Source organism: Magnetococcales bacterium, assembly GCA_015228815.1.
Lineage (GTDB): Bacteria > Pseudomonadota > Magnetococcia > Magnetococcales > UBA8363 > UBA8363.
Genome location: JADGCV010000055.1, coordinates 1 through 19,971, shown reverse-complemented (window position 1 = coordinate 19,971; position 19,971 = coordinate 1). Strand labels below are relative to the sequence as shown.

Below are 19,971 nucleotides of genomic sequence, written 5' to 3'. Positions count from 1 at the left end.
CTTCGCGGGTTTTGCGAAGAAAAGTGAACATATTTCAAGTTGTGCTGCCTGGAAACTTGCAATGCATCCTGGTCTTTTCGCAGAAACCACGCGAGAAACCGCTTCGGGTGAAGGGGCGCGTGGAAAAACAAAGTCAAAAACAAAACCCTGGGGGCAATCCCCCAGACCCCTTTTTTCTTTCAATAATTTTCAACCGGGAGGGTTCTTGGGGGGCATCGAGACGCATCACGAATCGCGCAATTTCTCAAGGTCGCGCCGATCACGCTTGGTCGGTCGTCCACCCGATACCGGAACCATGATCGAGGTGGCGAGGCTGGCGGCTTTTTCCCGCTTTTCGATGCTTTCCGGCGTTTCCTCGTAAAGCGAAACCGCCTCCCTGGCCGGCCCCCTCCGGGTCGAAAGGGCGCGAACGATCACCGTCACTGCCCACGACCCTTTCTGGATCGCCAATTCATCTCCGGGTTTGATCGTTTTGCCCGGTTTGACCCGGTTTTGATTCAAATGGACCTTTCCACCCGCGACTGCCTCCGCCGCAAGGCCCCGGGTCTTGAAGAAGCGGGCAGCCCACAACCATTTGTCGATGCGAACAGGCTCCTCGGTCATGGTCATGCGGCGCCGATCTTGAGAATGTCCTTGTCCAGTGCGTCGCCCAGTCCATCGAGCACCACGATGGACTCGTGAAGTTCCTTCAAGAGGGTGGTTTCATGATCGACCTGATCGCGTTCCACCTGAACCAGCTTTTTCACTTCCACGCACTCCTGTTCCGCCTGATCGACCTGTCGCGCCATCTCGTGAAAACCGACACTGCTCTCCCGGACGCTCGCGGTCACATCGGACAGGCTGGTGGAAACTTCATGAACGTTCCGGGTGATTTCGGTGATGCCATGGATCGATTCCACCACCTGCCGGGTGACATTGTTGGTCTCCTCGGCAATTTCGGCCATGGTATCGGCGACGGTGGACATGGTATCCCCCTGGACATCCATGGCGACCAGGATTTCATTGTTGGAACGGTTGATGCGGACGATCGAGTCACTGACCTTCTCGCCACGGGACTGCATCTCCTGGGTGTTGGTTTGAATGTCGGTCGCCTTGTCGGAAATCAATTGGGTGGCGTGGGCGGTTTGCCGGGCGAGTTCCTTGACCTCGTTGGCGACGACGGCAAACCCCTTGCCGGCATCTCCCGCCCCGGCGGCCTCGATGGCGGCATTGAGGGCGAGCATGTTGGTCTGTTCGGCAATATCGTTGATCATCGAGACCATCGATTGAATTTCGGTGGCGGAAACTGAAAGTTGCTCCATGACCTGGCGGTTGTCGTTGGCCAGATTGTTGGCCAGTTGCGATTGTTCGTTGGCCAGACGGCACAGGGAACGCACCTCGTCAAGGCTGGCGCGGAACGATTCGACGGCGGCGGCGGTCGAGGAAATGTTGGAATTGGAGCGCTGCGCCAGATCGCTGATCTGGGAAAGACCCGCCGAAGCCTGGGCGGCGGCGGCGGCAACCGAGGCCAGATTGTGATTGGAGGTTTCCATCGCGCTGGATGAACGGCCCAGCATTTCGATCAGGGTATCGGCGGAATGACCGACCCCCGTCATCAATCCCGAGGTCTTTTCCAGGGCGGCAAGGACGGCACCATGTTGCTTGCCCAGGGCGTCGGTGGCACCGACGGCCCGGGACGCCTGTTCGGACAGGATCCCATGCCGGTCCTTGATCTCCTTGAATCTGGATGAAAGTCCCTTCAGAAGCGGCCTGATGTCGGCCATGCCCGACTCCTGTGGCGCCGACTGGTCCCGCGCCGATTGCAGGCAACGGTTGAGCCGGTCGGCAACCTGTCCCATGACCCCCCCTTCGAGTTGAATCGGCGCCGCGGATCGGGACGGTCCTTTATGGTCGGAAGAAAAGGGTTCAAGCTGTCGCAGCAGCATCCTCGGACCCTTTTCCAGGCTGCGAACCGAAAGCCACGTCAAGACGATTCCCGAAAGGATCGCCAGGACCGCCCAGATCAACGGTCCCTGACCGTGAACGGGTGGTGGCGGTATGGAGGATTCCAGGGCCGTCGGACTTGTGGAAGGACGGGCAGCGGTCTGGGTGGACCTGGAAACGATCGGTGGAGTCTTGGGAATTTCAAGAATGGCCGGATCGATTTTGGGCAGGGGGACACTCGTCGGAATGACTGCGGATTCGGCTGCGGTCACCGGAGGGGGCGGTGCATGTTTCCCTGTCCGAGACAGGGCGGCGGTGCTGGTGGCGGAAGTTTTCAGGGCAGTTTCGAACGATGGATCGGAAAAAATGGATTCGTTGGTCCGAACCATCGTCCGGGCCAGCTCGTGAAGCGCCCGCAACCCTTTTTCCTGGGCGGGATCGGACGCGCCGGCGTTCATGGCGGGAAGACCGGTGGCCGGGGCGGGCGTGGTTGCCATCCGGGCGGGGTCCAGCGAGAAAAATCCGCTGGCAAAGGTTTCCTGGGCCTTGATCAGCCGGTCCCTGTCGTTTGCGGAAAGGGATGAGCCTTGGATTCGGGTCCGCAACTCGTTCAGGGAGGTCTGTACCCCCTTGACGTCGCCGGAATAGGCCGCCCCCTTCAAGCGAAGAAATCCGATACCGATCTCTTCGACCCGCACGTTGGCGATGAGTTCTTCCAATCGGTCGGCGCGGCTGTTGAGGGTGGTGATGGTGCTTTCCCGCGAGCGGTTGGCATCGTTTTCCGCGACGAAACGTTCGAAGGCCTCTTTGTAAGCGATGGCAGCGGCCTTGATTTCGTTCGTCTTTTCTCCGGCCTCGGCGAACGATTGTTCCAGATTCTTCCAGAGTTGGCCGAAATGGTTGCGATAACGGGTTTTCCAATGCAGACGGTACTCTTTTTCGCTCCGTCGCAGTTCGACGACCAGCCCGCGGATACGCTCCAGATCGTGACGCAGGAGGGCGGTTTCAAGCTGGGAAAATAAAGGGTGCAGGGGGTTGCCGGGAGCGGCTTGATTCGGGGGCGATCGGGAATCAATGGCCGGCGGGGCGGGCCTGGTGGGCGTCTTGTCGGCCTGGAGGAGGGCATCGAGAACCTTGTTGCGCTCCCGTGCGGCAAGCTCCAGTTCCTGCATTCCCTTGCGCCAGGGGTCGGATTCCTTTCCGGGAATTTTTTGCAACAGTGCCTGGGATATGGCGGCCAGTCGATCGTTGCTTTTCCTTAATTCCTTGAGTTCCTGGGAGTCGTCCATGCGTGCGGCAGGCAACGCCAGGCTTGTGACGAACGCCTGTTGCAGTTCGAGGAACAGCTTGAGATTTTCTTCCTGGGGAGGGGGCGTTGCCACGGATTGTCCGGTGGTATCGGACGGGGCAACGGTCTGGCGCAGGCGCAGGAGTTCACCCTTCAGGGTGGCGACGGCCTGGGCGTGGCGGTGCAATAATTCCTGTTGGCTCTCGATGGCTTTTTGTTGCTCCAACAATCCCTGCCGTCCCTTGTTGAGACGTTCTTCGATCCCCTTGAGCCAGCCGGGATCCAGGGATGGTTCGACCGCCGAAGCCCGTTGCGCCTCGGGCTGGGGGGTGACCAGGCGCAGCAGTTCCTGTCGATGATTGATCCACAGGCGGATCTCCTTTTCGTATCCGGTCAGGGCAAGCAGGAAAAACAAGGTTGCCAAACCCAAACCCAGCCCCGATTTCAGGCCTGTCGGCAAACGGTCGAATGCATTCATGGTGACAAACCCGTGGTCCGCGGGAGACCGGTTGAAAAGTTGATCCATGGGATTGAACGAGCCATGTTGCCACAAAGGCGGTTATTTTGCATCCACTTCCTTGACCGCCGGTGGGTCTGTTTCTTATCGGTCGAATCGTGCCATGGGATTTCGGAATTTCAAAGGACGGGGTATGATGGGGAAAGGATTTCTGGCTTGGATTCGTGCCGGGGCGGAAAATTCAGGGGTCAATTGTCAATCACGGAAGGATTTTCGTGCATGCTGGATGTCCGGTTGAACCGTTTGTTCGATGCCCTGGATTGCGGGGTCTACGCCTTGAACGCCAGGGGCGGCATTGTGTTGTTCAATGCCCGTGCCGAGGAACTTCTGGGATGGCGGCGCCAGGAGATTTCTTCCCTTGCCCCCCCCCCCTGCTTTTGCTGTGCGCCACGGGCGGAAGGTGGTGGTCCCGGCGTGGGGGAGCGACGATGTCTTCATCTGGGATCGGGGGATGAGTCCGGCGCCAGTCGCGAAGGGGTCCTGTATGCCCGCGATCGTTCGCTGTTGGCGGTGGATGTGTCGGTCCGTGACGTATCTCTTTCTCCGGGGGAATCCTTGCGGGTAGTCTCCTTCCGCAAACGCGGCGACGACGATGTGGCGGAGTTGATTCGGCGGACGCGGGAGGCCGCGTCGGAGGCCAATCGACAAAAGGACAAGTTTGTCTCGCTGGTGGCCCATGATCTGCGCGCGCCCCTCAGTTCGATGGTGGGATTGATGGAGTTCCTGCTCGACGATCCCGACGGCAGCATGAAACCAGCGCAACGCGACCTCGTTCATGACATGATGGCCACAGGACGCAGCCTCATCGAACTGATCGAGGGCGTCTTGAACATCGGTCGGCTGAAGACCGGAAAAATCATTCCGGACAAAACCTTTTTTGACCTCAGATTTTTTTCCGAATCGGTCGTGCAGCGGATCGTCCATCTGGCCCGCGACAAGGAAATCGCCATCGACAACCAGATTCCACCGGATGTCCGCATGTTTGCCGACATGAGCCTGTTTGCCGCGGTGGTGCAAAATCTGCTCACCAACGCCATCAAGTTCAGCCGTTCCGGCGATGTGATCGTCATCCGGCAACCCGAATCGGGAGGACCGGCCCTGGAAGTTTGCGATCAGGGGGTCGGCGTCTCTCCGGAGATGGTGCCGCGCCTGTTCAATGTTTCGGAAAAAACCACCACCCTTGGAACGGCGGGTGAAACAGGGACCGGATTTGGACTCCCCTTCAGCTTTGACATCATGGAGGCCCATGGCGGGACTCTGGCGGTCGAGAGCAGTTCGGGCGAGGGATCGGTTTTTTGTGCCCGTCTGCCACACGTTCAACCACGGGTGATGCTGGTGGACGACGAACCCATGGATCGCTTCATGGTCCATTCGGTATTGCGGCAAATGGATCTTGAAGTCATCGAGGTGGAGAGCGGTCATTCAGCCCTGGAACGGATCGGGCTGGACCCTCCCCATCTGATCCTGTCCGATGTGAACATGCCCGGAATGGATGGCATGGAACTGTTGCGGCGATTGAAAAAAAACGATCAGACCCGAAGGATTCCCGTCATCCTGATCACCGGCGACGAGAAGGTGGAGACACGGGACCGGGCTTTTCATCTCGGGGCCGACGACCTTGTTGTCAAGCCATTGATATTACATGATTTCCTCCCAAGGGTGCGGCATCATCTGGGTGGGTAGGCGAGGAGTTTGTTTCATGCACGTCACCGTCGCGCTGTCCCAGGCCAACATCCTGATCGTGGATGACCAGCCTGCCAACAACCGTCTGATGCGGATGATTCTGGAACGGGCCGGGTTTACGAACATCACCACGACCCATGATGCGCGGGAGAGTGTCCGATTGTATCTCGAAGGGGCCTTCGATCTGGTCCTTCTGGATTACAACATGCCGCACATGAATGGAATCCAGGTGATGGAGGCGATTCGTGCCGCACGGGGGGAGGTGCATTATCTTCCGGTGCTGATGATCACCGCCGTCACCGATCGTCAGGTCCGCCATGCCGCCCTGAATGCCGGCGCCCTTGATTTCCTCAACAAACCCCTGGATCACATGGAGGTCATTCCCAGGGTCAGCAACCTGTTGACGGTCCATTTGTTGAAGAAGGGATTCGAGGATCAGGTGCGTATCCGGACCGTGCAACTCAGGGAGGCCAACGAGCAGTTGGAGCGGGCCAATGCCGCGTTGGAGCGGGCCAAGATGGAGGTGATTCACTGTCTGGGGCGGGCTGCGGAATTTCGTGACAACGAGACCGGAAACCATGTCCTGCGGATGAGCCGTTATGCGGGGATCGTGAGTCGTGCCTTGAGTGGCGATGCCGTGTTTTGTGCGTGCGTCGAAAGTGCCGCGGCGATGCACGATGTCGGCAAGATCGGCATTCCCGATGCCATTCTCCTCAAGGCGGACCGCTTGACCGATGACGAATTCGCCAGGATTCGCCGGCATCCGGAAATCGGGGCGGAAATTCTTGGCGGCGGCCATGAAGAACCCCTCCTGACCGCCTGCGTCATCGCCCGGACCCACCATGAACGCTGGGATGGCCGTGGTTATCCGCGGGGGCTTGCGGGGGAGGAGATTCCCCTGGCAGGCCGCATTTGCGCCGTGGTCGATGTATTTGACGCCCTGGTGTCACGGCGCCCCTACAAAAAAGCCTGGAGTGTGGCGGATGCGGTTGCCCTGCTCGAGCGGGACAAGGGAAGCCATTTCGATCCCCGGGTGGTGGATGCGTTTGTGGCCCACCTTGATGAAATCCTTGAAATTCGCGATGAATTCCGGGATTGACCGGTTTTCGCCAGGTCCAGAAAAATGTTTGCCGATGATGGAGTGGTTCCATCGGTGTCCGATCGACTCTCAAGAAGGATGGCCATGAATCTTTCCTCGACCCAAAGAAAATATCTTCGCGCTCTTGCCCATCCGTTGAAACCGGTGGTGGCGATCGGCCACGATGGGGTGACCGAAGCGGTCCTGGCCGAGCTTGAGCGAGCCCTGGAGGACCATGAATTGATCAAGATTCGCTTCAACGATTTCAAGGAAGAAAAGACATCTTTGACCGAAAAGATTGCGCAACACACGGACGCCCGACAGGCCGGCATGATCGGCCACATCGCCATTCTCTACCGTCCCAGGCGGGATGTGTCCAAACGTCGGATTCTTTTGCCGCAATCGAAAGAAGAACCGCCGTCGGATCTGCCGGGGAGGCATGGAACGGCGTGTCGTGCCGAAACGAACAAGAAAATGCATCGAACACTCAAATCTTGAAAAAGGCCATGCTTTCCTCCAGATGCAATGCCTGCCCCGAGAGTTCCTCGGCCGTGGTGGCCAGTTCTTCGGAGGCTCCGGCATTCTGTTGGATGACCTGGTCCAATTGCTGAATGGCTGTATTGATCTGTGTCACACCCTGAGTTTGTTCGCGGGAAGCCGTGGCGATTTCCTGGACCAGTTCCGCTGTCTTCTGGATATCCGGAGCCAGTCGGCTCATGATCTCCCCGGCACGCTCCGCCACCTGGACGGAGGAGGAAGAGAGGGTATTGATCTCTCCGGCGGCGGTCTGGCTGCGTTCCGCCAGTTTGCGTACCTCGGCCGCCACCACCGCGAACCCCTTGCCGTGTTCTCCGGCCCGGGCTGCCTCGATGGCGGCATTGAGCGCCAACAGGTTGGTTTGGCGGGCAATTTCTTCGATGATCGAAATCCTGGTGGCAATCTGTTTCATGGCGTCCACCGCCTGGGCAACGGCCTGCCCCCCCTCCGAGGCGTCTTTTGCCGCCGTTTGCGCGATTTTTTCCGTGGTCAGGGCATTGTCGGTGTTTTGCTGGATGTTGGCCGCCATCTGCTCCATGGCGGAGGAAGTCTCCTCCACGCTGGCCGCCTGGGCGGTGGCGCCCGAGGAAAGGCGGGAGGCGGCGGATTGGATCTCGCCGCTGCCATCGACCACGTCATCGATAATGGTCTTGGCTTTTCCTACTACAAGTTGCAGTTTTTCCATGAACTGGTTGAATCCGATGATGACGGAACCTATTTCGTCGTTCTTTCCGATGCACGAAATCCGCCGGGTAAGATTCCATTCATTGGTCACTTCCCGGAGGGTGGTGCGCAGTTCGTTGAATTTCGCCAACCGCTCCCGGATGGAAAGGTAGAGAATGGCGCCTGCGGCGAAAAGCACCAGGGCGAACAGGACGGAATTGAGCCAGATGGTGTTCCAGACCCCGGCCCGCAGGGAAGAAACGTTCCGATGGGTCAGCAGGACACCGACGACCGAACCGGAAGCATCTTTCAGGGGCTCTACTCCCACGGCGAACCAAGTCCCGTTCCATTTCACATCCGTCAGAACGATGTTGCGCAGCCCTTCATCCATCTTCTTGCCCAGGGCTTCCGCCAGACCGGCGGCCGTCTCCTGCTCGGAGGTCTCCAGCATGCCGAAATTTCCAACCTGGGGCCTTTGCAATTCCACTTTTTTGGACTGGATAAATTCCCGGGTGAGGAACAGGCTCAGGTGGTCGCCGGTCATCTCGTGAATATTACTGAATATGTGATCAATCTCCTGACCCAGTTCCAGATAGCCGATGGGATGTCCGTCCAGGGTGATGGGGTGTACGCTGCGGAGCGAGAAAAATTTGTTGCCCATCTCGATGCCGCTGGCCAAGCGATGCGTGGAAAAGGCTTGCAGATAGGTGACTCGTTGCAGCATGTCCCCGCGCTTTTCGCCATGGGCGCGGAGAAAGACTTCCCCCTCCGGGGTGATGAAATACATGTGGGTGATGCGGAAGTCGGCCTTGATCTGGTCGAAGATGGGTTTGGCAGCGGCCTTGAGCCCCTTCAGGTCCCGGTTGGCGAACAGGCGCAGCACTTCGGTCTTCCGGGTCAGGCCGGCGTGGGCCTTGGCCAGCCCTTCGGCGTCCGCTGCTACCTGCACCGGAAATAGCTTCAGGGTGCGGGCAGCACGGTCATGGGTCGTCCGCGCCATTTGCGCCGTCTGGGATTCGAGGGTGAAGAAGCCCATAAGCAAGGTGCTGACCAGGAAAATTCCGGCGGCGGTGGCCATGACCCGGACTTTTATGGACAAGGTGCGCATGCTGCCCTCCTTTTGCCTTGTTGCGTGCCATGTTTCTCCTGCATTCTGCCGCCGTTTCAGCCGTTCCGAACGCAATCACGATGCTTTCGGCGCCAATGGTGGGCCGTGTTGGTTTCTTCTTGGCAAAATAGCATGCTAACCGCACCTTATGATTATCGTCAATCGTTAATGATGGGCGATATTCATGATTGTTGGTCGGAGGCTGTTCCAGGTATTGACATTATAACGATAAACGTCTACGATGATCGTCTATATTGGAGAATGTTTCATGGAGGAGCGGCGCAAACTGGTAATGCGGGAAATCCTGCTGGGATTCTGGAAGATTCACATTCTGCACCATGCTGCCGAGGGAGGAGTGGTCGGACATTGGATGCTCCAGGAGTTGCGCCGCCACGGCTACGATGTCAGCCCCGGCACCCTTTATCCATTGCTTAACCGGATGGAGAAAAACGGTTGGTTGCGTGGCGAACAGGATCCAGAACGGGGGCCGAAGTCCCGCAAGAGCTATTATCTGACCCCGGAAGGGGACGAGGTGTTGAAACTGGTGGGCCGGCAGGCGCGTGAACTGTGCCGGGAAGTGGGAGAAGATACGTCACGAATGCGTTGAGCGCCACCAACGTCATGGAGGAGACCGATTCATGCCATTGTCCAGTTATCTGGAACACCTGGGACACATCTTCTTCAGGTTTCGCAGCTTTACACCGTTGTTGCTCGTTCCCCTGGTGGTCTTTGAACGGCATCACATCAATTATCCTTTCGGGAGCCATTCCGTTGATCTGCTCTTTGAAGCGTTGTGCCTCCTGGTGGCGCTGATGGGGCATGGCATTCGCGTCGGAACGGTCGGACATGTCCCCCATGGAACCTCGGGACGCAATACCAGGGAGCAAAAGGCCGAGATTCTGAATACCACCGGTCTCTATTCCATCGTGAGGAACCCGCTTTATCTCGGCAACTATCTCATACTCATGGGGATCAGCCTGCTTCTCCAGAACTGGGAGGTGCTTTTGTTCAACACGCTGCTTTTCGCCCTGGCCTACACACCCATCATCCTGACCGAGGAGGCGTTTCTGTTGGAAAGATTCGGCGTTCGTTACCGGGAATATGCCGACCGCGTCCCCTGCATGATTCCGCGTCCGTCGTTGTGGCGTACCCCGGAATTGCCGTTCAGTTTCGCCATGGCCCTGTACCGGGAGCATGATACGGTGTTTACCACAATAATCGTTTTCATTATTATCGAGAATCTAAGAAGTTTCGTCGTTCACGGGCGATTGGGGATCGAAAGTGTCTGGATACCCTTGTCCGTATTTGTTTTGACAGTCTGGATCTTTTTGAAAGTTCTCAAGAAAACAGGCCGACTGACGGGCCGATAGACTTGTGGAGGGGATGGATGGATCTCATCGTGATCGCTGTTGTTGCCTGCATGGTTTCCACGACGACGTTTTATTCCGGTTTTGGTTTGGGAACGGTGCTGATGCCGGTGTTTGCGCTGTTCCTGCCGGTGGAGACGGCGGTGGCGGCCACCGCCGTGGTGCATCTGGCCAATAATCTGTTCAAGGTCGGGGCCACGGGTCGTCGTCTGGACCGGGAGCTGGTATGGCGCTTTGGCGTGCCTGCCGTTGCCGCCGCTTTGGTCGGGGCCACCGTGCTGGGCTTGATGACCGGCCTGGGCGAGATGGTTCGCTACGATCTGGCCGGCAGGGAAGCGGTGATCACCCCCATCAAACTGATCATGGCGGCGCTGATGGTTGTCTTCGCCCTGTTGGAATTGTTGCCCGGCCTGCGGGAAAGGCGTTTTGATCGCCGGTATCTGTTCCTGGGTGGTCTGCTTTCGGGATTCTTCGGCGGGCTTTCCGGGCATCAGGGGGCGTTACGTTCCGCCTTTCTGGTCAAGACCGGCATTTCCACGGAGGTTTTTGTGGGTACCAACGCCTGGATCGGGCTTCTGGTGGATGCAAGTCGCTTGTTGGTTTATGGAGAGGTCTTCGGCGTCGGAACGACGGCGATCATCGACGTGGACGTGATTCCCTTGATGCTCGCGGGTGTGATCGGCGCATTCGCGGGTGTATTGGTTGGCAAAAAATACTTGTACAAGGTCACCATGGTGACGGTGCGGAAGGGGACGGGCGTGCTGTTGTTGATGATTGCTTTGGGTTTGGCATCCGGAGCGATCTGAAATGAGAAAGACGACCTGATGGCCCAGGGGGTGCCGCCAATTCCACGATCCGCCGCCGGAGGAGAGACCCCTTCGATGAATGTTCAGGATGCGTGTGCGTTCAATTTGAATCCAACGGCATGCACGATCCTCATCACCGTGTCGAAACGTGGTTTGGCCCCGGGTGCAAAAACCTTGTAGAGGCTTTCCCGGCCCAGTCCGGACAGTTCAGCCACCTGCTTCATGCCCCGCGCCTGGGCTACATGGCCCAGGGCCATCAGAAATTCCCCGGTGGTTCCGTCTTTCATGACCTGGGTCAGATATTCGGCCACCACCTCATCGTCATTCAGGTAGGCTGCGGGATCGAACGTTTTGGTGACAACGGTTGCCATGGTTCAACACTCCTTCGCCAGTTTGCGCGCCTGGGCAATGTCTTTTTTCTGCGAGGACTTGTCCCCGCCGCACAGCAGCACGATCAGCACGTCTCCGCGTCTGACGCAGTAAATTCGATAACCGGGACCGACATCTATGCGCATTTCGAACAGGCTATCCCCGAGAGGTTTTACATCGCCGGGATTGCCCATCCGTACTCTGACCAATTGGCGCAGGATCGCTGCCTTGCCATGTGCATCCCGGAGAGGTCAGCCAGTCGGAAAAGATATTGGTCTCGTGGATGACGTACATGGCCCTTATCGTATCCGAATGGATACGGGCTTGTCAATACTGGGAAGGTTGGCATGAACGCCATCGACTCCGCACGACCGCCTGATTGCCGACAGCTTTTCCATGGGTCCATCGAAATTGTGTCAGTGGCGTGTTTGCGCGAACATGTGCAGCACATTGGCATATTTCGCCACGATCGATTCTTCTTCGGGTGGGACCCTGTTGAGAATGGTATACATGATCTGGCGGTAGTAGTAGCGGGTTTCGGCGTTGTAGGCGGCCATGAACTCGCTGAACGAGTCGATGATCACCTTGGTGAGCGAAAAGACATCTTCATTGATGCGCGAGAGGGCGCTGGCGATTTGGGCATTCTTCTCGGCGGCGGTCAGAAGGATTTGACACAATTCTCCCTCTTCACGAAACAGATGATTGAAAAATGCGCTCCGCGCCTTTCCCAGAATCAACTGCCCTTCCCTTGAGGTCAGACCGAAGGAAAATGCCGACCAATACTTGTCGATGATGTCGATGTGTTCGTTGTTCAACTGTTCTGCAAGACTTGTCATGACAAAACCTCGCGGACCGATACTTTTCTCGAACGAGAAAACTCGGACCACCCCCCTGAATGAACGGTTACGGGTTTTCCTTCCCCCTTATATCCTTCCGCAAACGTATTATTGAACCAGTCTAACGGAAAAATTGAAGCAAGTGAAACACTATTTGGGGTAAGGATTGTTTTTTTTCAATCTTCTGACATTCAATAAACGGGCCAAATATGTTTCAGGGGTTGTGTGGAAGGGGGGGGTGTGATTCGATTTGGGATTGGATATGTCGGGCCTTGAGGTGCCACCGCAGGATCAGTCCGCCGTAGACGGTCAGAGCGAGGAGATAGACGGCGAGGACATGGAAGGAATAGTCAGACATGGATGTTTCTTTCGGTTTCGATCCGTTCGAGGGTCCGGCGTCCCTGGATTTCGCGGGCCTTGAGCAGGACCATGTAGGCGCCGAGGAGGAGAAAGGCCAACGACATCCATAGGAGTGGTGGGAGAAGCGGGCCGCTGATGGCGGGGCCGGCGGTTGATTGGCCGAAGGAGGGGGGTTGGTGGAGGGTTCGCCACCAGACCACGGAAAAATGGATGATGGGAAGATCGACCGCGCCCATGATGGCAAGGATGGCGGTGGCCCGGGCAGCTTTGGTGGGGTCGTCGAGGCCGTTGCGGACGGCGATGAGTCCCATGTAGAGGATCAGGAGCACCAGCATCGAGGTGAGGCGGGCATCCCAGACCCACCAGGTGCCCCACATGGGTTTGCCCCAGATCGATCCCGAGGCGAGGGTGACGGCGGCGAAGGCGGCACCGACCGGGGCGGAGGCTTCGACGAGAATGTCGGCGGTTTCGCTTTTTTTCCACAGGTACCAGATGCTGAAAAGGGTCAGGGCCAGATAGATTCCCAGGGCCATTTTTGCCGAGGGGACGTGAATGTAGAGGATGCGGACCGAATTGCCCTGCTGGTAATCCATGGGGGCGTTCACGACCAGCCACAAGGCGAAGGAGAGCAGTGCCAGGCAGAGCCATCCGAGCCAGCGGTTCATGGCGAATATCCGCATCATCGCATCATTCCTCCACCAGCCATCCGAATCCCCAGGGGGCCAGGGACAGGTAGATGGCATCGAAGATCAAGAGCAGGTTCAACCAGGGTCCCACCGCGCTTCCGGTCGCGATGACCGTGTTCATCGCCTGGACCCCGGCGATGAGAAGGGGGGCGACCAGGGGCAGAAGCAGAAGGGCCAGAAGGGTTTCCCGGGATCGGGCCGTTTGTGTCATGGCGGCCAGGAGTACGCCCAGGGCGGTCAGTCCCATGGTACCCAGAAAGAGCAGTCCCAGCAACAGCGGCAACTGGTGCCAGATGTTGACATTGAACAGGATCAGAGTCAAAGGGACGAGCATGATCATGACCAGGAGCGACAGGACCAGGTTTCCCAACCATTTGCCGAAAAAAAGGGCACCGCGAGGCAGAGGGGTGAGGAGGAGCCCTTCGAAGGCGCCGTTTTCCTCTTCCGACTGGAACACCCGTCCCAGTCCCATGATGGTGGTGAAGAGGACGGTGGTCCAAAGCAGTCCTGGCACCAGGCGTTGTGCTTCCGGGCCGTTGGGTTCGAAGGCGGCCTGAAACACCAGGAGCACGGCGACGGAGAAAAAAAGCATCGACGAGAAGGTGGAACGGTGGCGGAAATCGGCCAGGACATCCTTCCATGCCAGTCGATAGATGCCCCTCAACATGGATTCGCTTCTCCCATCGAATGCAACCGTCCCCCTTCGAGGCGCCAGGGGGTATGGCGCAGGGCAGCGACCCGGGCGGGGTCGTGACTGGCCATGACGACGATGCCGCCGCGTTGTTGGAACGAGTCGATCAGTGTGTTGAGCCAGACGATTCCTTCATGATCCAGGGCCGAATAGGGTTCGTCCAGGAGCAGCAGTCGTGGTTGAAACATCAGGATTCGCGCCAGGGAGAGTCTTTTTTTCATCCCGGCGGAAAACCATCGGATCGGCTGGTGGCGAAAGGGGGCGAGTCCTGCCTGGGAAATGGCTTCGGCAAGGGTGTCGTTGGTGGCGGTGATCTGGTGGAGATCGCGAAAAAACAGAAGATTTTCCGTTGGTGACAGATGGCTGTACAAATGGCTGTGATGGCCGACGAAGATCAGGTGGCGCCGGGCCGTTTCCCCTTCGCGGCCAAGATCGATCGTATCGAGACGGCAATGTCCTTTCTGGATGCGCAATCGGGTTGCGATCAGGGAGAGCAGCGTCGATTTTCCCGAACCGTTGGCGCCGTAGAGGACGGCGCAGTCTCCTTCGGGGACGGTCAGTTCGATTCCTCGCAACACCGTTCGCCGACCGAAACGATGTTCGATGCCGGTTGCTTCAAGAAACATGACATCCCACGGACTAAAGAGGAAACCATTGAAAGAAAGAAGGTAACTGCCCAGGTACGTTTCGGGTTCAATTATTGAAAGAAAAAAGGGGCTTAAGGGATTGCCCCCAGGGTTTTGACTTTGATTTTCACGCGCCATTTCACCCGAAGCAAGATTCCCTCGTGATTTTTGCGGGAACTTGCGCAGGCGCGCGCCTACGCGAATTTCCGCAAAAACCGCAGAAATTCGCTTCGGGTGAAATGGTGCGTGAAAAACAAAGTCAAAAACAAAATCAAAAGCAAAACCCTGGGGGCAATCCCTTAAGCCCCCTTTTTTCTTTCAATAATTGAACCGCATACCCGGGCAGTTACCTTTCTTCAGGTACCTTGACGACGTTCCTTCATGGACCGGTCAGTCCAGAGAGACAATGGAGCCACCGATGCCTGCCTGTCCCAGGGCCTGGAGGGCCGCCTCGGCGCCGGCACGGTTGGCGAAGGGACCGGCACGGACCCGGAAATAACTTTTGCCGCTGACGGTTGCGTTGACTTGACTGACCGGTATGCGTCGTCCCTGGGAGACGACCGATCCCACCCGGTCCGCCATCGATTTGGCCTTGTCGGTGGTGGCGAACGAGGCGATCTGGATCAGAAATCGCGATCCTCCCGAGGGGGAGGGGGCCGATTTGGCGGTAACGACGGGTTTGGCCGTGGGTTTGGTGGATGTCGTGGCGGCTTCGGCGCCAAACTGTCGGGCGATCTCCTGGGTCAGCTCTTCGGAATAATCGACCTTTGCGGGTGGCGGCGTCTTGACGGGTTGCGCTTGCCGGACCGTTTCGACAGTGGGGGTGGGCCGCTCGATTGCCTTGGTTGCCTTGACCGGCGCTTCCGGGGGAACGATCGGCCTGTCGGCGATTTTGACCGTTTTCACGGGCGGAGGCGTTTTGGTGACAGGTTTTTCGACAGGCTGTTTCTCGGTGCCCTGGCGGGTGGCTTGAGGTGTCGTGGCGGCAGGGCGCGGTTCCGTGGCCGCGACCGCCGGGAAGGTTTCGGCATGGACGGCCTGGGCGCCGGGGGCCTGCCGTGGCGGAACGGATCCTGGCAGGGTGGCGGGAGGATGGGGGACGACGATGGGCTTGGCGGCAGTCGTTGGGACGGTCTGTTTTGTCGTGGCGACCGGGGGAGCAGCCTTGGTCACGCTCGCCGTGGCCGGTGGGGTTGGTTCGAGCATCCGCCGCGCCCGTTCCAGGGGATCGGTGGTGGTTTCGCTGACGGTTGCGCCGTTCGGCGCCGATGGGAGCTGTACCGCGTGGGGGGCGAGTTCTTCCGCCTGCTCCGGTGGCGGGACCGCTGCCGTGGCATCGTTGGTCGGGGGTGCCACGGGTTCGGGCACGACTTTCCAGGGTTCCCTGGTTTCGCTGACCGCCGTGGCCAGCTGGCTCTCGGCGGTGTGGACCCTGGAAACGGGTTCGGCGTGTTCCTCGGGAACGGGGCTCGGAGCGCTGATCATGTTGAAGACCACCACCGCCAAAATCAGAAATAGGATGGCCCCCCCGGTCACCAGAAATAATTGTTGTTCACGATTGGATGAAGTTTTCATTGGGGTACGACCCTGCAACAGGGAATTTTGACTTGACGAACCACAGTCAGGCCGGTCACCATCATCGTTGGAATCTCCATGCCGGGTGAGCATGCCACATTTCGATAACATATTCACGGATCAAACGCCACGATGTTGCAATGACGTGGTCCATGAAACAGGGGGGTGAAGCGGGCGTTTGCGGCTGTTTCATTTTCCGTCAAGAACCGGGAGAACCCATCGATCATGCCCTGTTCCGCATTGCCGTCGGTCGCCATCGACCTTGATCTCATACGCAAATATGATGTCTCGGGTCCCCGATACACCTCCTATCCCACCGCCCCCTGCTTTGTCGAACCGTTCCCGGCGGCGGAGGTGACCACCGAGGTGGAAGCCATCGCCAGAACCGATCCCCAACGCCCGGTCTCTCTCTACATTCACATCCCTTTTTGCGACACGGTCTGTTTCTATTGCGCCTGCAACAAGCTGGTGACCAAGGATCGTCGCCAGGGATCGGCCTATCTGGAATGGTTGTTTCGGGAAATCGAGGCGGTGGGGCGGTTGGTGACCCGTTCGCGACCCGTGCGGCAGTTGCATCTTGGCGGTGGCACCCCGACATTCCTGTCTCTGGATGAGATGGCGGCCCTTTTTGACCGGTTGCGACAGCATTTCCACATTCTGGACGACGATTCGGGTGAATACGGCATTGAAATCGATCCCAGGGAGGTGGTTCCGGGGGCGATCTCGGGTTTGCGTCGGATGGGGTTCAACCGGATTTCCTTCGGGGTTCAGGATACCGATCCGGCGGTGCAGAAGGCGGTCAATCGGATTCAGCCGATGGACCTCAACCGCAGGGTGGTGGCGGAAGCCCGGGCCGCCGGTTTCCATTCGGTCAATCTTGATTTGATCTATGGGCTTCCTCTTCAGGATCGGGTCTCCTTCGACAACAGTTTGCACGAGGTCCTCGATGTGCTCGACCCCGACCGGCTCGCCGTTTTCAATTATGCCCATCTGCCGCATTATTTTATGCCGCAGCGGCGAATCCATGCCGATCAGTTGCCGTCGGCGGCGGAAAAATTGGCCATGATGGAACAGACCATCCATACCCTGTTGCGGCGCGGGTATGTCTTCATCGGGATGGATCATTTCGCCAAACCCGACAATGAACTGGCGATCGCCCAGCGAAAAGGGATGTTGCACCGAAACTTCCAGGGATACACCACCCATGCCGACTGCGACCTGTTCGGCCTGGGCGTCTCTTCCATCAGCCAGGTCGGCCAGGTGTTCGCGCAGAACCAGAAAACCATCGACGGCTATCGCGACGCGGTCACCCAGGGGCAGTCCCCGATCCATCGCGGTCTCAGGCGCACGCGCGACGATGAAATCCGCAATGCCGTCATCAATCGGTTGATCTGTCGTTTTTCCCTTGAATTCGCCGAGATCGAAACCCGGTTCGGTATCCTGTTTTCCGATTATTTCCAGGGGGAACTGCAAGCCCTGCGACCGTTGGCCGCCGATGGCCTGGTGGACCTTCACGACCGGGGCATCGATATCCGACCGGTCGGAAAATTGATGATCCGTAACGTGTGCATGGTGTTCGACTGGCATTTGTCCCACCGTCCCGCCACCAGGAATTTTTCCAGGACATTATGAACGGCATACCACGGGCGATCATCGTCGGCGGCGGAATTTCGGGGTTGTCACTCGCTTTTTTCCTCGAACGCAAGGGGGTGGCGGTCACCCTGGTGGAACGGACGGGCCGTACCGGGGGGGTGATCCGCACCTCCCGTTCCGCGGGGTTTCTTGTCGAGCACGGTCCCAATTCCACGATGCACAAACCGGGGGATGAATCCGATGCCCTGGGCCGGCTCATGGATGCCCTCGGTCTGCTTCCCCGGATCGCCAATCCTGCCGCCGGTCGCCGATATGTCCAGAAGATGGGGCGTCTGTTGCCACTCCCCGGGTCACCATCGGAGTTTCTGAAAACACCGTTGTTTTCCTTGCGGGGCAAATTGGGACTCCTGCGGGAACCGTTTCGTTCCCGGGGAGACGCCGAGGAATCGATCGCCCGGTTCGTGACCCGAAGGCTGGGGGCCGAATTTCTCGATTGGGCCATCGATCCCTTCATCTCGGGGGTGTACGCGGGAGACCCTGACGTTTTGTCGGTCCGGGCCGCGGTTCCCCGGATCCACGCCCTCGAAGAGCGGTACGGTTCGCTGATTCGCGGGGCCATTGCCTTGGGCAGACAGGGACGGGTCGGCGGCATGCCCCGGGGGCGGCTCATCTCTTTTGACGACGGGATGGAACGGCTTGTCACGGCAGTGCAGGCGCATTTGCATCGGGCCGCTTCCAATGCGGTACGGTGCATCACTGGAGTCGAGGGGATACGGATCGTGCCGCTGGGGGGGGGACAGTGGGAAGTTCGCGGGGCCAATGATTTTTCGGTCGTGGGCGAGGGGGTTTTTCTGGCGGTTCCTGCCTGCGATGCCGCTCCCCTGGTGGCGCCGTTGTCCGAGGCTGCGACCTTGGAATTGCAGGGAATTCGCCATGCCCCGGTGGTTTCCATGGCTTTGGGTTTTGATCGGGGAGGGATCGGTCATCCCCTGGATGGCTTCGGCTATCTGATTCCGCGGCGGGAGGGGATGGATCTTTTGGGATGCCTGTTTTCCTCGACATTGTTTCCGGGGCGGGCGGATGAGGGGACGGCCCTTCTGACCGCCTTCGCGGGTGGCATGAGGCATCCGGAGGTGGTGGCGTTGGCGGATGAGCCCCTGACGCAACGGGTGGTGGCGGGATTGGCCCGGGCCCTGGCGATCGGTGCGTCGCCAAGGTTTGTCGCGGTGACCCGTTACCAGGCGGCAATCGCCCAGTATGAAATGGGGCATTTGCAACGGGTGGCGCGGATTTCACGCCTGCTCGATGGTTGGCCGGGGCTTTACCTGTGTGGCAATTTCATTGGCGGTGTCTCGGTGGCGGATCGGATACGCAACAGCGAGCGCCTGGCGGATGCGTGGTGTCCGGCCAGGGGGAAGGAGGGATCGTGCCATGGAACGTTTGGTTGTCCTTGACACCGAAACGACCGGAATCGATCCGGCGGCGGGGCATCGTATCGTCGAGATCGGTTGCACGGAGTTGATCAATCTGGGCCGCGGCGCAAGTCGGCAATGGTACCTCAACCCGGAACGTGACATTCCCGCCGATGCAACCCGGATTCATGGCATTACCAACGAGAAGGTCGCCAATGCACCGTTGTTTCGGGAGATCGTCGATGATTTTCTCGCGTTTCTTGGCACGGATCGCCTGGTGATCCACAATGCCCAGTTCGATCTGGGATTTTTGAACGCCGAACTGGCGCGTCTTGGTCGGGAGGGACTCGGACCCTCGCGGGCGATCGATACCCTGTCGCTTGCCCGACGTCGTTTTCCCAACGCCGCGGCCAGTCTCGATGCCCTGTGCCGTCGTTTTCGCATTGACTTGAGTCAACGTACCGTTCACGGCGCCTTGCTCGATACGGAACTCCTGGCGGAGGTCTATGTTCATCTGGTGGGTGGGAGCCAGTTCAAACTGGAATTGGGATCCGATGAGGGCAACCGCACGGTGACCCGCGAAATGACGCCGGGATGGGAGAAGATCGCCCATGGGACTTATACCCCCCGATCCTGGCCGCTCAGTCCCTGCGAAGAGACGGAGCATCGCAATTATCTTGAATTCCTGAAGAAAAAGTCAAACGTCGTCCGCTGGCCCGAAATCCTGGACAAAGGGCAGGAGGCGCCGGGGCATTGACGATCAGGGGGGGAACCGTGTGTTTGTGGTCTTTTAGTCATCAGGATGGGTCTGGGAAGGGGTTTCCCCTTCCCAGTGGGGGTTTGGGGGCGAAGC

General features: G+C 58.6%; 20 protein-coding genes and 1 pseudogene. 10 read left to right on the top strand and 11 right to left on the bottom strand.

Annotation, left to right across the window (positions count from 1 at the left end):
• Window positions 1–225: 225 nt before the first annotated feature.
• Window positions 226–603 carry a hypothetical protein gene (locus HQL76_16395; protein ID MBF0110747.1) on the bottom strand — a complete coding sequence of 126 codons (378 nt, stop codon included), beginning with the start codon at window positions 601–603 and terminating at the stop codon, window positions 226–228.
• Between the two features lie 2 nt (window positions 604–605).
• Window positions 606–2,381: a hypothetical protein gene (locus HQL76_16390; protein ID MBF0110746.1), complete on the bottom strand. Its 1,776-nt coding sequence runs from the start codon at window positions 2,379–2,381 to the stop codon at window positions 606–608.
• A 1,566-nt stretch (window positions 2,382–3,947) separates the two neighbouring features.
• Here HQL76_16390 and HQL76_16385 point away from each other — a divergent pair.
• From HQL76_16385 to yhbY, 3 genes are all read left to right on the top strand, one after another.
• Window positions 3,948–5,411: a response regulator gene (locus tag HQL76_16385; protein MBF0110745.1), complete on the top strand. Its 1,464-nt coding sequence runs from the start codon at window positions 3,948–3,950 to the stop codon at window positions 5,409–5,411.
• Between the two features lie 16 nt (window positions 5,412–5,427).
• On the top strand, window positions 5,428–6,510 hold the full coding sequence (locus tag HQL76_16380; protein ID MBF0110744.1) for a response regulator: 1,083 nt from the start codon (window positions 5,428–5,430) through the stop codon (window positions 6,508–6,510).
• Window positions 6,511–6,588: 78 nt separating this feature from the next.
• Complete coding sequence (gene yhbY / locus HQL76_16375) at window positions 6,589–6,987, top strand: ribosome assembly RNA-binding protein YhbY (GenBank protein ID MBF0110743.1); 399 nt, start codon at window positions 6,589–6,591, stop codon at window positions 6,985–6,987.
• On the opposite strand, the gene HQL76_16370 is transcribed toward yhbY, so the two are convergent.
• Window positions 6,977–8,797, bottom strand: a complete 1,821-nt coding sequence (locus HQL76_16370) for a hypothetical protein (GenBank protein ID MBF0110742.1) — start codon at window positions 8,795–8,797, stop codon at window positions 6,977–6,979. The two genes, yhbY and HQL76_16370, sit on opposite strands and share 11 nt — an antisense overlap.
• A 268-nt stretch (window positions 8,798–9,065) precedes the next feature.
• On the opposite strand from HQL76_16370, the gene HQL76_16365 reads away from it, so the two are divergent.
• From HQL76_16365 to HQL76_16355, 3 genes are read left to right on the top strand one after another with little or no spacing between them, the layout of a single operon-like run.
• Complete coding sequence (locus tag HQL76_16365; protein ID MBF0110741.1) at window positions 9,066–9,404, top strand: helix-turn-helix transcriptional regulator; 339 nt, start codon at window positions 9,066–9,068, stop codon at window positions 9,402–9,404.
• Between the two features lie 31 nt (window positions 9,405–9,435).
• The gene (locus tag HQL76_16360; protein MBF0110740.1) at window positions 9,436–10,167 is read left to right on the top strand and encodes a hypothetical protein; all 732 of its coding nucleotides are present in this window, start codon (window positions 9,436–9,438) and stop codon (window positions 10,165–10,167) included.
• A gap of 17 nt (window positions 10,168–10,184) precedes the next feature.
• Window positions 10,185–10,970, top strand: a complete 786-nt coding sequence (locus tag HQL76_16355) for a sulfite exporter TauE/SafE family protein (GenBank protein MBF0110739.1) — start codon at window positions 10,185–10,187, stop codon at window positions 10,968–10,970.
• Between the two features lie 83 nt (window positions 10,971–11,053).
• Here the strand turns inward: HQL76_16355 and HQL76_16350 are convergent, their stop codons facing one another.
• From HQL76_16350 to ccmA, 7 genes and pseudogenes are all read right to left on the bottom strand, one after another.
• Entirely contained in the window at window positions 11,054–11,341 is a 288-nt protein-coding gene (locus HQL76_16350) for a putative addiction module antidote protein (protein ID MBF0110738.1), read from the bottom strand.
• Between the two features lie 3 nt (window positions 11,342–11,344).
• Window positions 11,345–11,633, bottom strand: a pseudogene (locus tag HQL76_16345) (type II toxin-antitoxin system RelE/ParE family toxin).
• Window positions 11,634–11,755: 122 nt separating this feature from the next.
• Complete coding sequence (locus HQL76_16340; protein ID MBF0110737.1) at window positions 11,756–12,175, bottom strand: hypothetical protein; 420 nt, start codon at window positions 12,173–12,175, stop codon at window positions 11,756–11,758.
• Window positions 12,176–12,389: 214 nt separating this feature from the next.
• Window positions 12,390–12,533: a hypothetical protein gene (locus HQL76_16335; protein MBF0110736.1), complete on the bottom strand. Its 144-nt coding sequence runs from the start codon at window positions 12,531–12,533 to the stop codon at window positions 12,390–12,392.
• Window positions 12,526–13,218 carry a cytochrome c biogenesis protein CcsA gene (gene ccsA, locus HQL76_16330; protein ID MBF0110735.1) on the bottom strand — a complete coding sequence of 231 codons (693 nt, stop codon included), beginning with the start codon at window positions 13,216–13,218 and terminating at the stop codon, window positions 12,526–12,528. The genes HQL76_16335 and ccsA overlap by 8 nt, the downstream gene beginning before the upstream one ends.
• Window positions 13,219–13,222: 4 nt before the next feature.
• The gene (locus HQL76_16325) at window positions 13,223–13,888 is read right to left on the bottom strand and encodes a heme exporter protein CcmB (GenBank protein MBF0110734.1); all 666 of its coding nucleotides are present in this window, start codon (window positions 13,886–13,888) and stop codon (window positions 13,223–13,225) included.
• Entirely contained in the window at window positions 13,882–14,538 is a 657-nt protein-coding gene (ccmA, locus tag HQL76_16320) for a heme ABC exporter ATP-binding protein CcmA (protein MBF0110733.1), read from the bottom strand. Before ccmA ends, HQL76_16325 begins: the two co-directional genes overlap by 7 nt.
• A 74-nt stretch (window positions 14,539–14,612) precedes the next feature.
• On the opposite strand from ccmA, the gene HQL76_16315 reads away from it, so the two are divergent.
• Window positions 14,613–14,867: a hypothetical protein gene (locus tag HQL76_16315; GenBank protein ID MBF0110732.1), complete on the top strand. Its 255-nt coding sequence runs from the start codon at window positions 14,613–14,615 to the stop codon at window positions 14,865–14,867.
• 61 nt (window positions 14,868–14,928) lie between these two features.
• Here the strand turns inward: HQL76_16315 and HQL76_16310 are convergent, their stop codons facing one another.
• Window positions 14,929–16,113 carry an SPOR domain-containing protein gene (locus HQL76_16310; protein ID MBF0110731.1) on the bottom strand — a complete coding sequence of 395 codons (1,185 nt, stop codon included), beginning with the start codon at window positions 16,111–16,113 and terminating at the stop codon, window positions 14,929–14,931.
• Between the two features lie 225 nt (window positions 16,114–16,338).
• On the opposite strand from HQL76_16310, the gene hemN reads away from it, so the two are divergent.
• From hemN to dnaQ, 3 genes are read left to right on the top strand one after another with little or no spacing between them, the layout of a single operon-like run.
• Complete coding sequence (gene hemN, locus HQL76_16305; protein ID MBF0110730.1) at window positions 16,339–17,745, top strand: oxygen-independent coproporphyrinogen III oxidase; 1,407 nt, start codon at window positions 16,339–16,341, stop codon at window positions 17,743–17,745.
• Window positions 17,742–19,160, top strand: a complete 1,419-nt coding sequence (gene hemG, locus HQL76_16300; protein MBF0110729.1) for a protoporphyrinogen oxidase — start codon at window positions 17,742–17,744, stop codon at window positions 19,158–19,160. The genes hemN and hemG overlap by 4 nt, the downstream gene beginning before the upstream one ends.
• Complete coding sequence (gene dnaQ / locus HQL76_16295; protein ID MBF0110728.1) at window positions 19,138–19,875, top strand: DNA polymerase III subunit epsilon; 738 nt, start codon at window positions 19,138–19,140, stop codon at window positions 19,873–19,875. The genes hemG and dnaQ overlap by 23 nt, the downstream gene beginning before the upstream one ends.
• Window positions 19,876–19,971 lie beyond the last annotated feature (96 nt).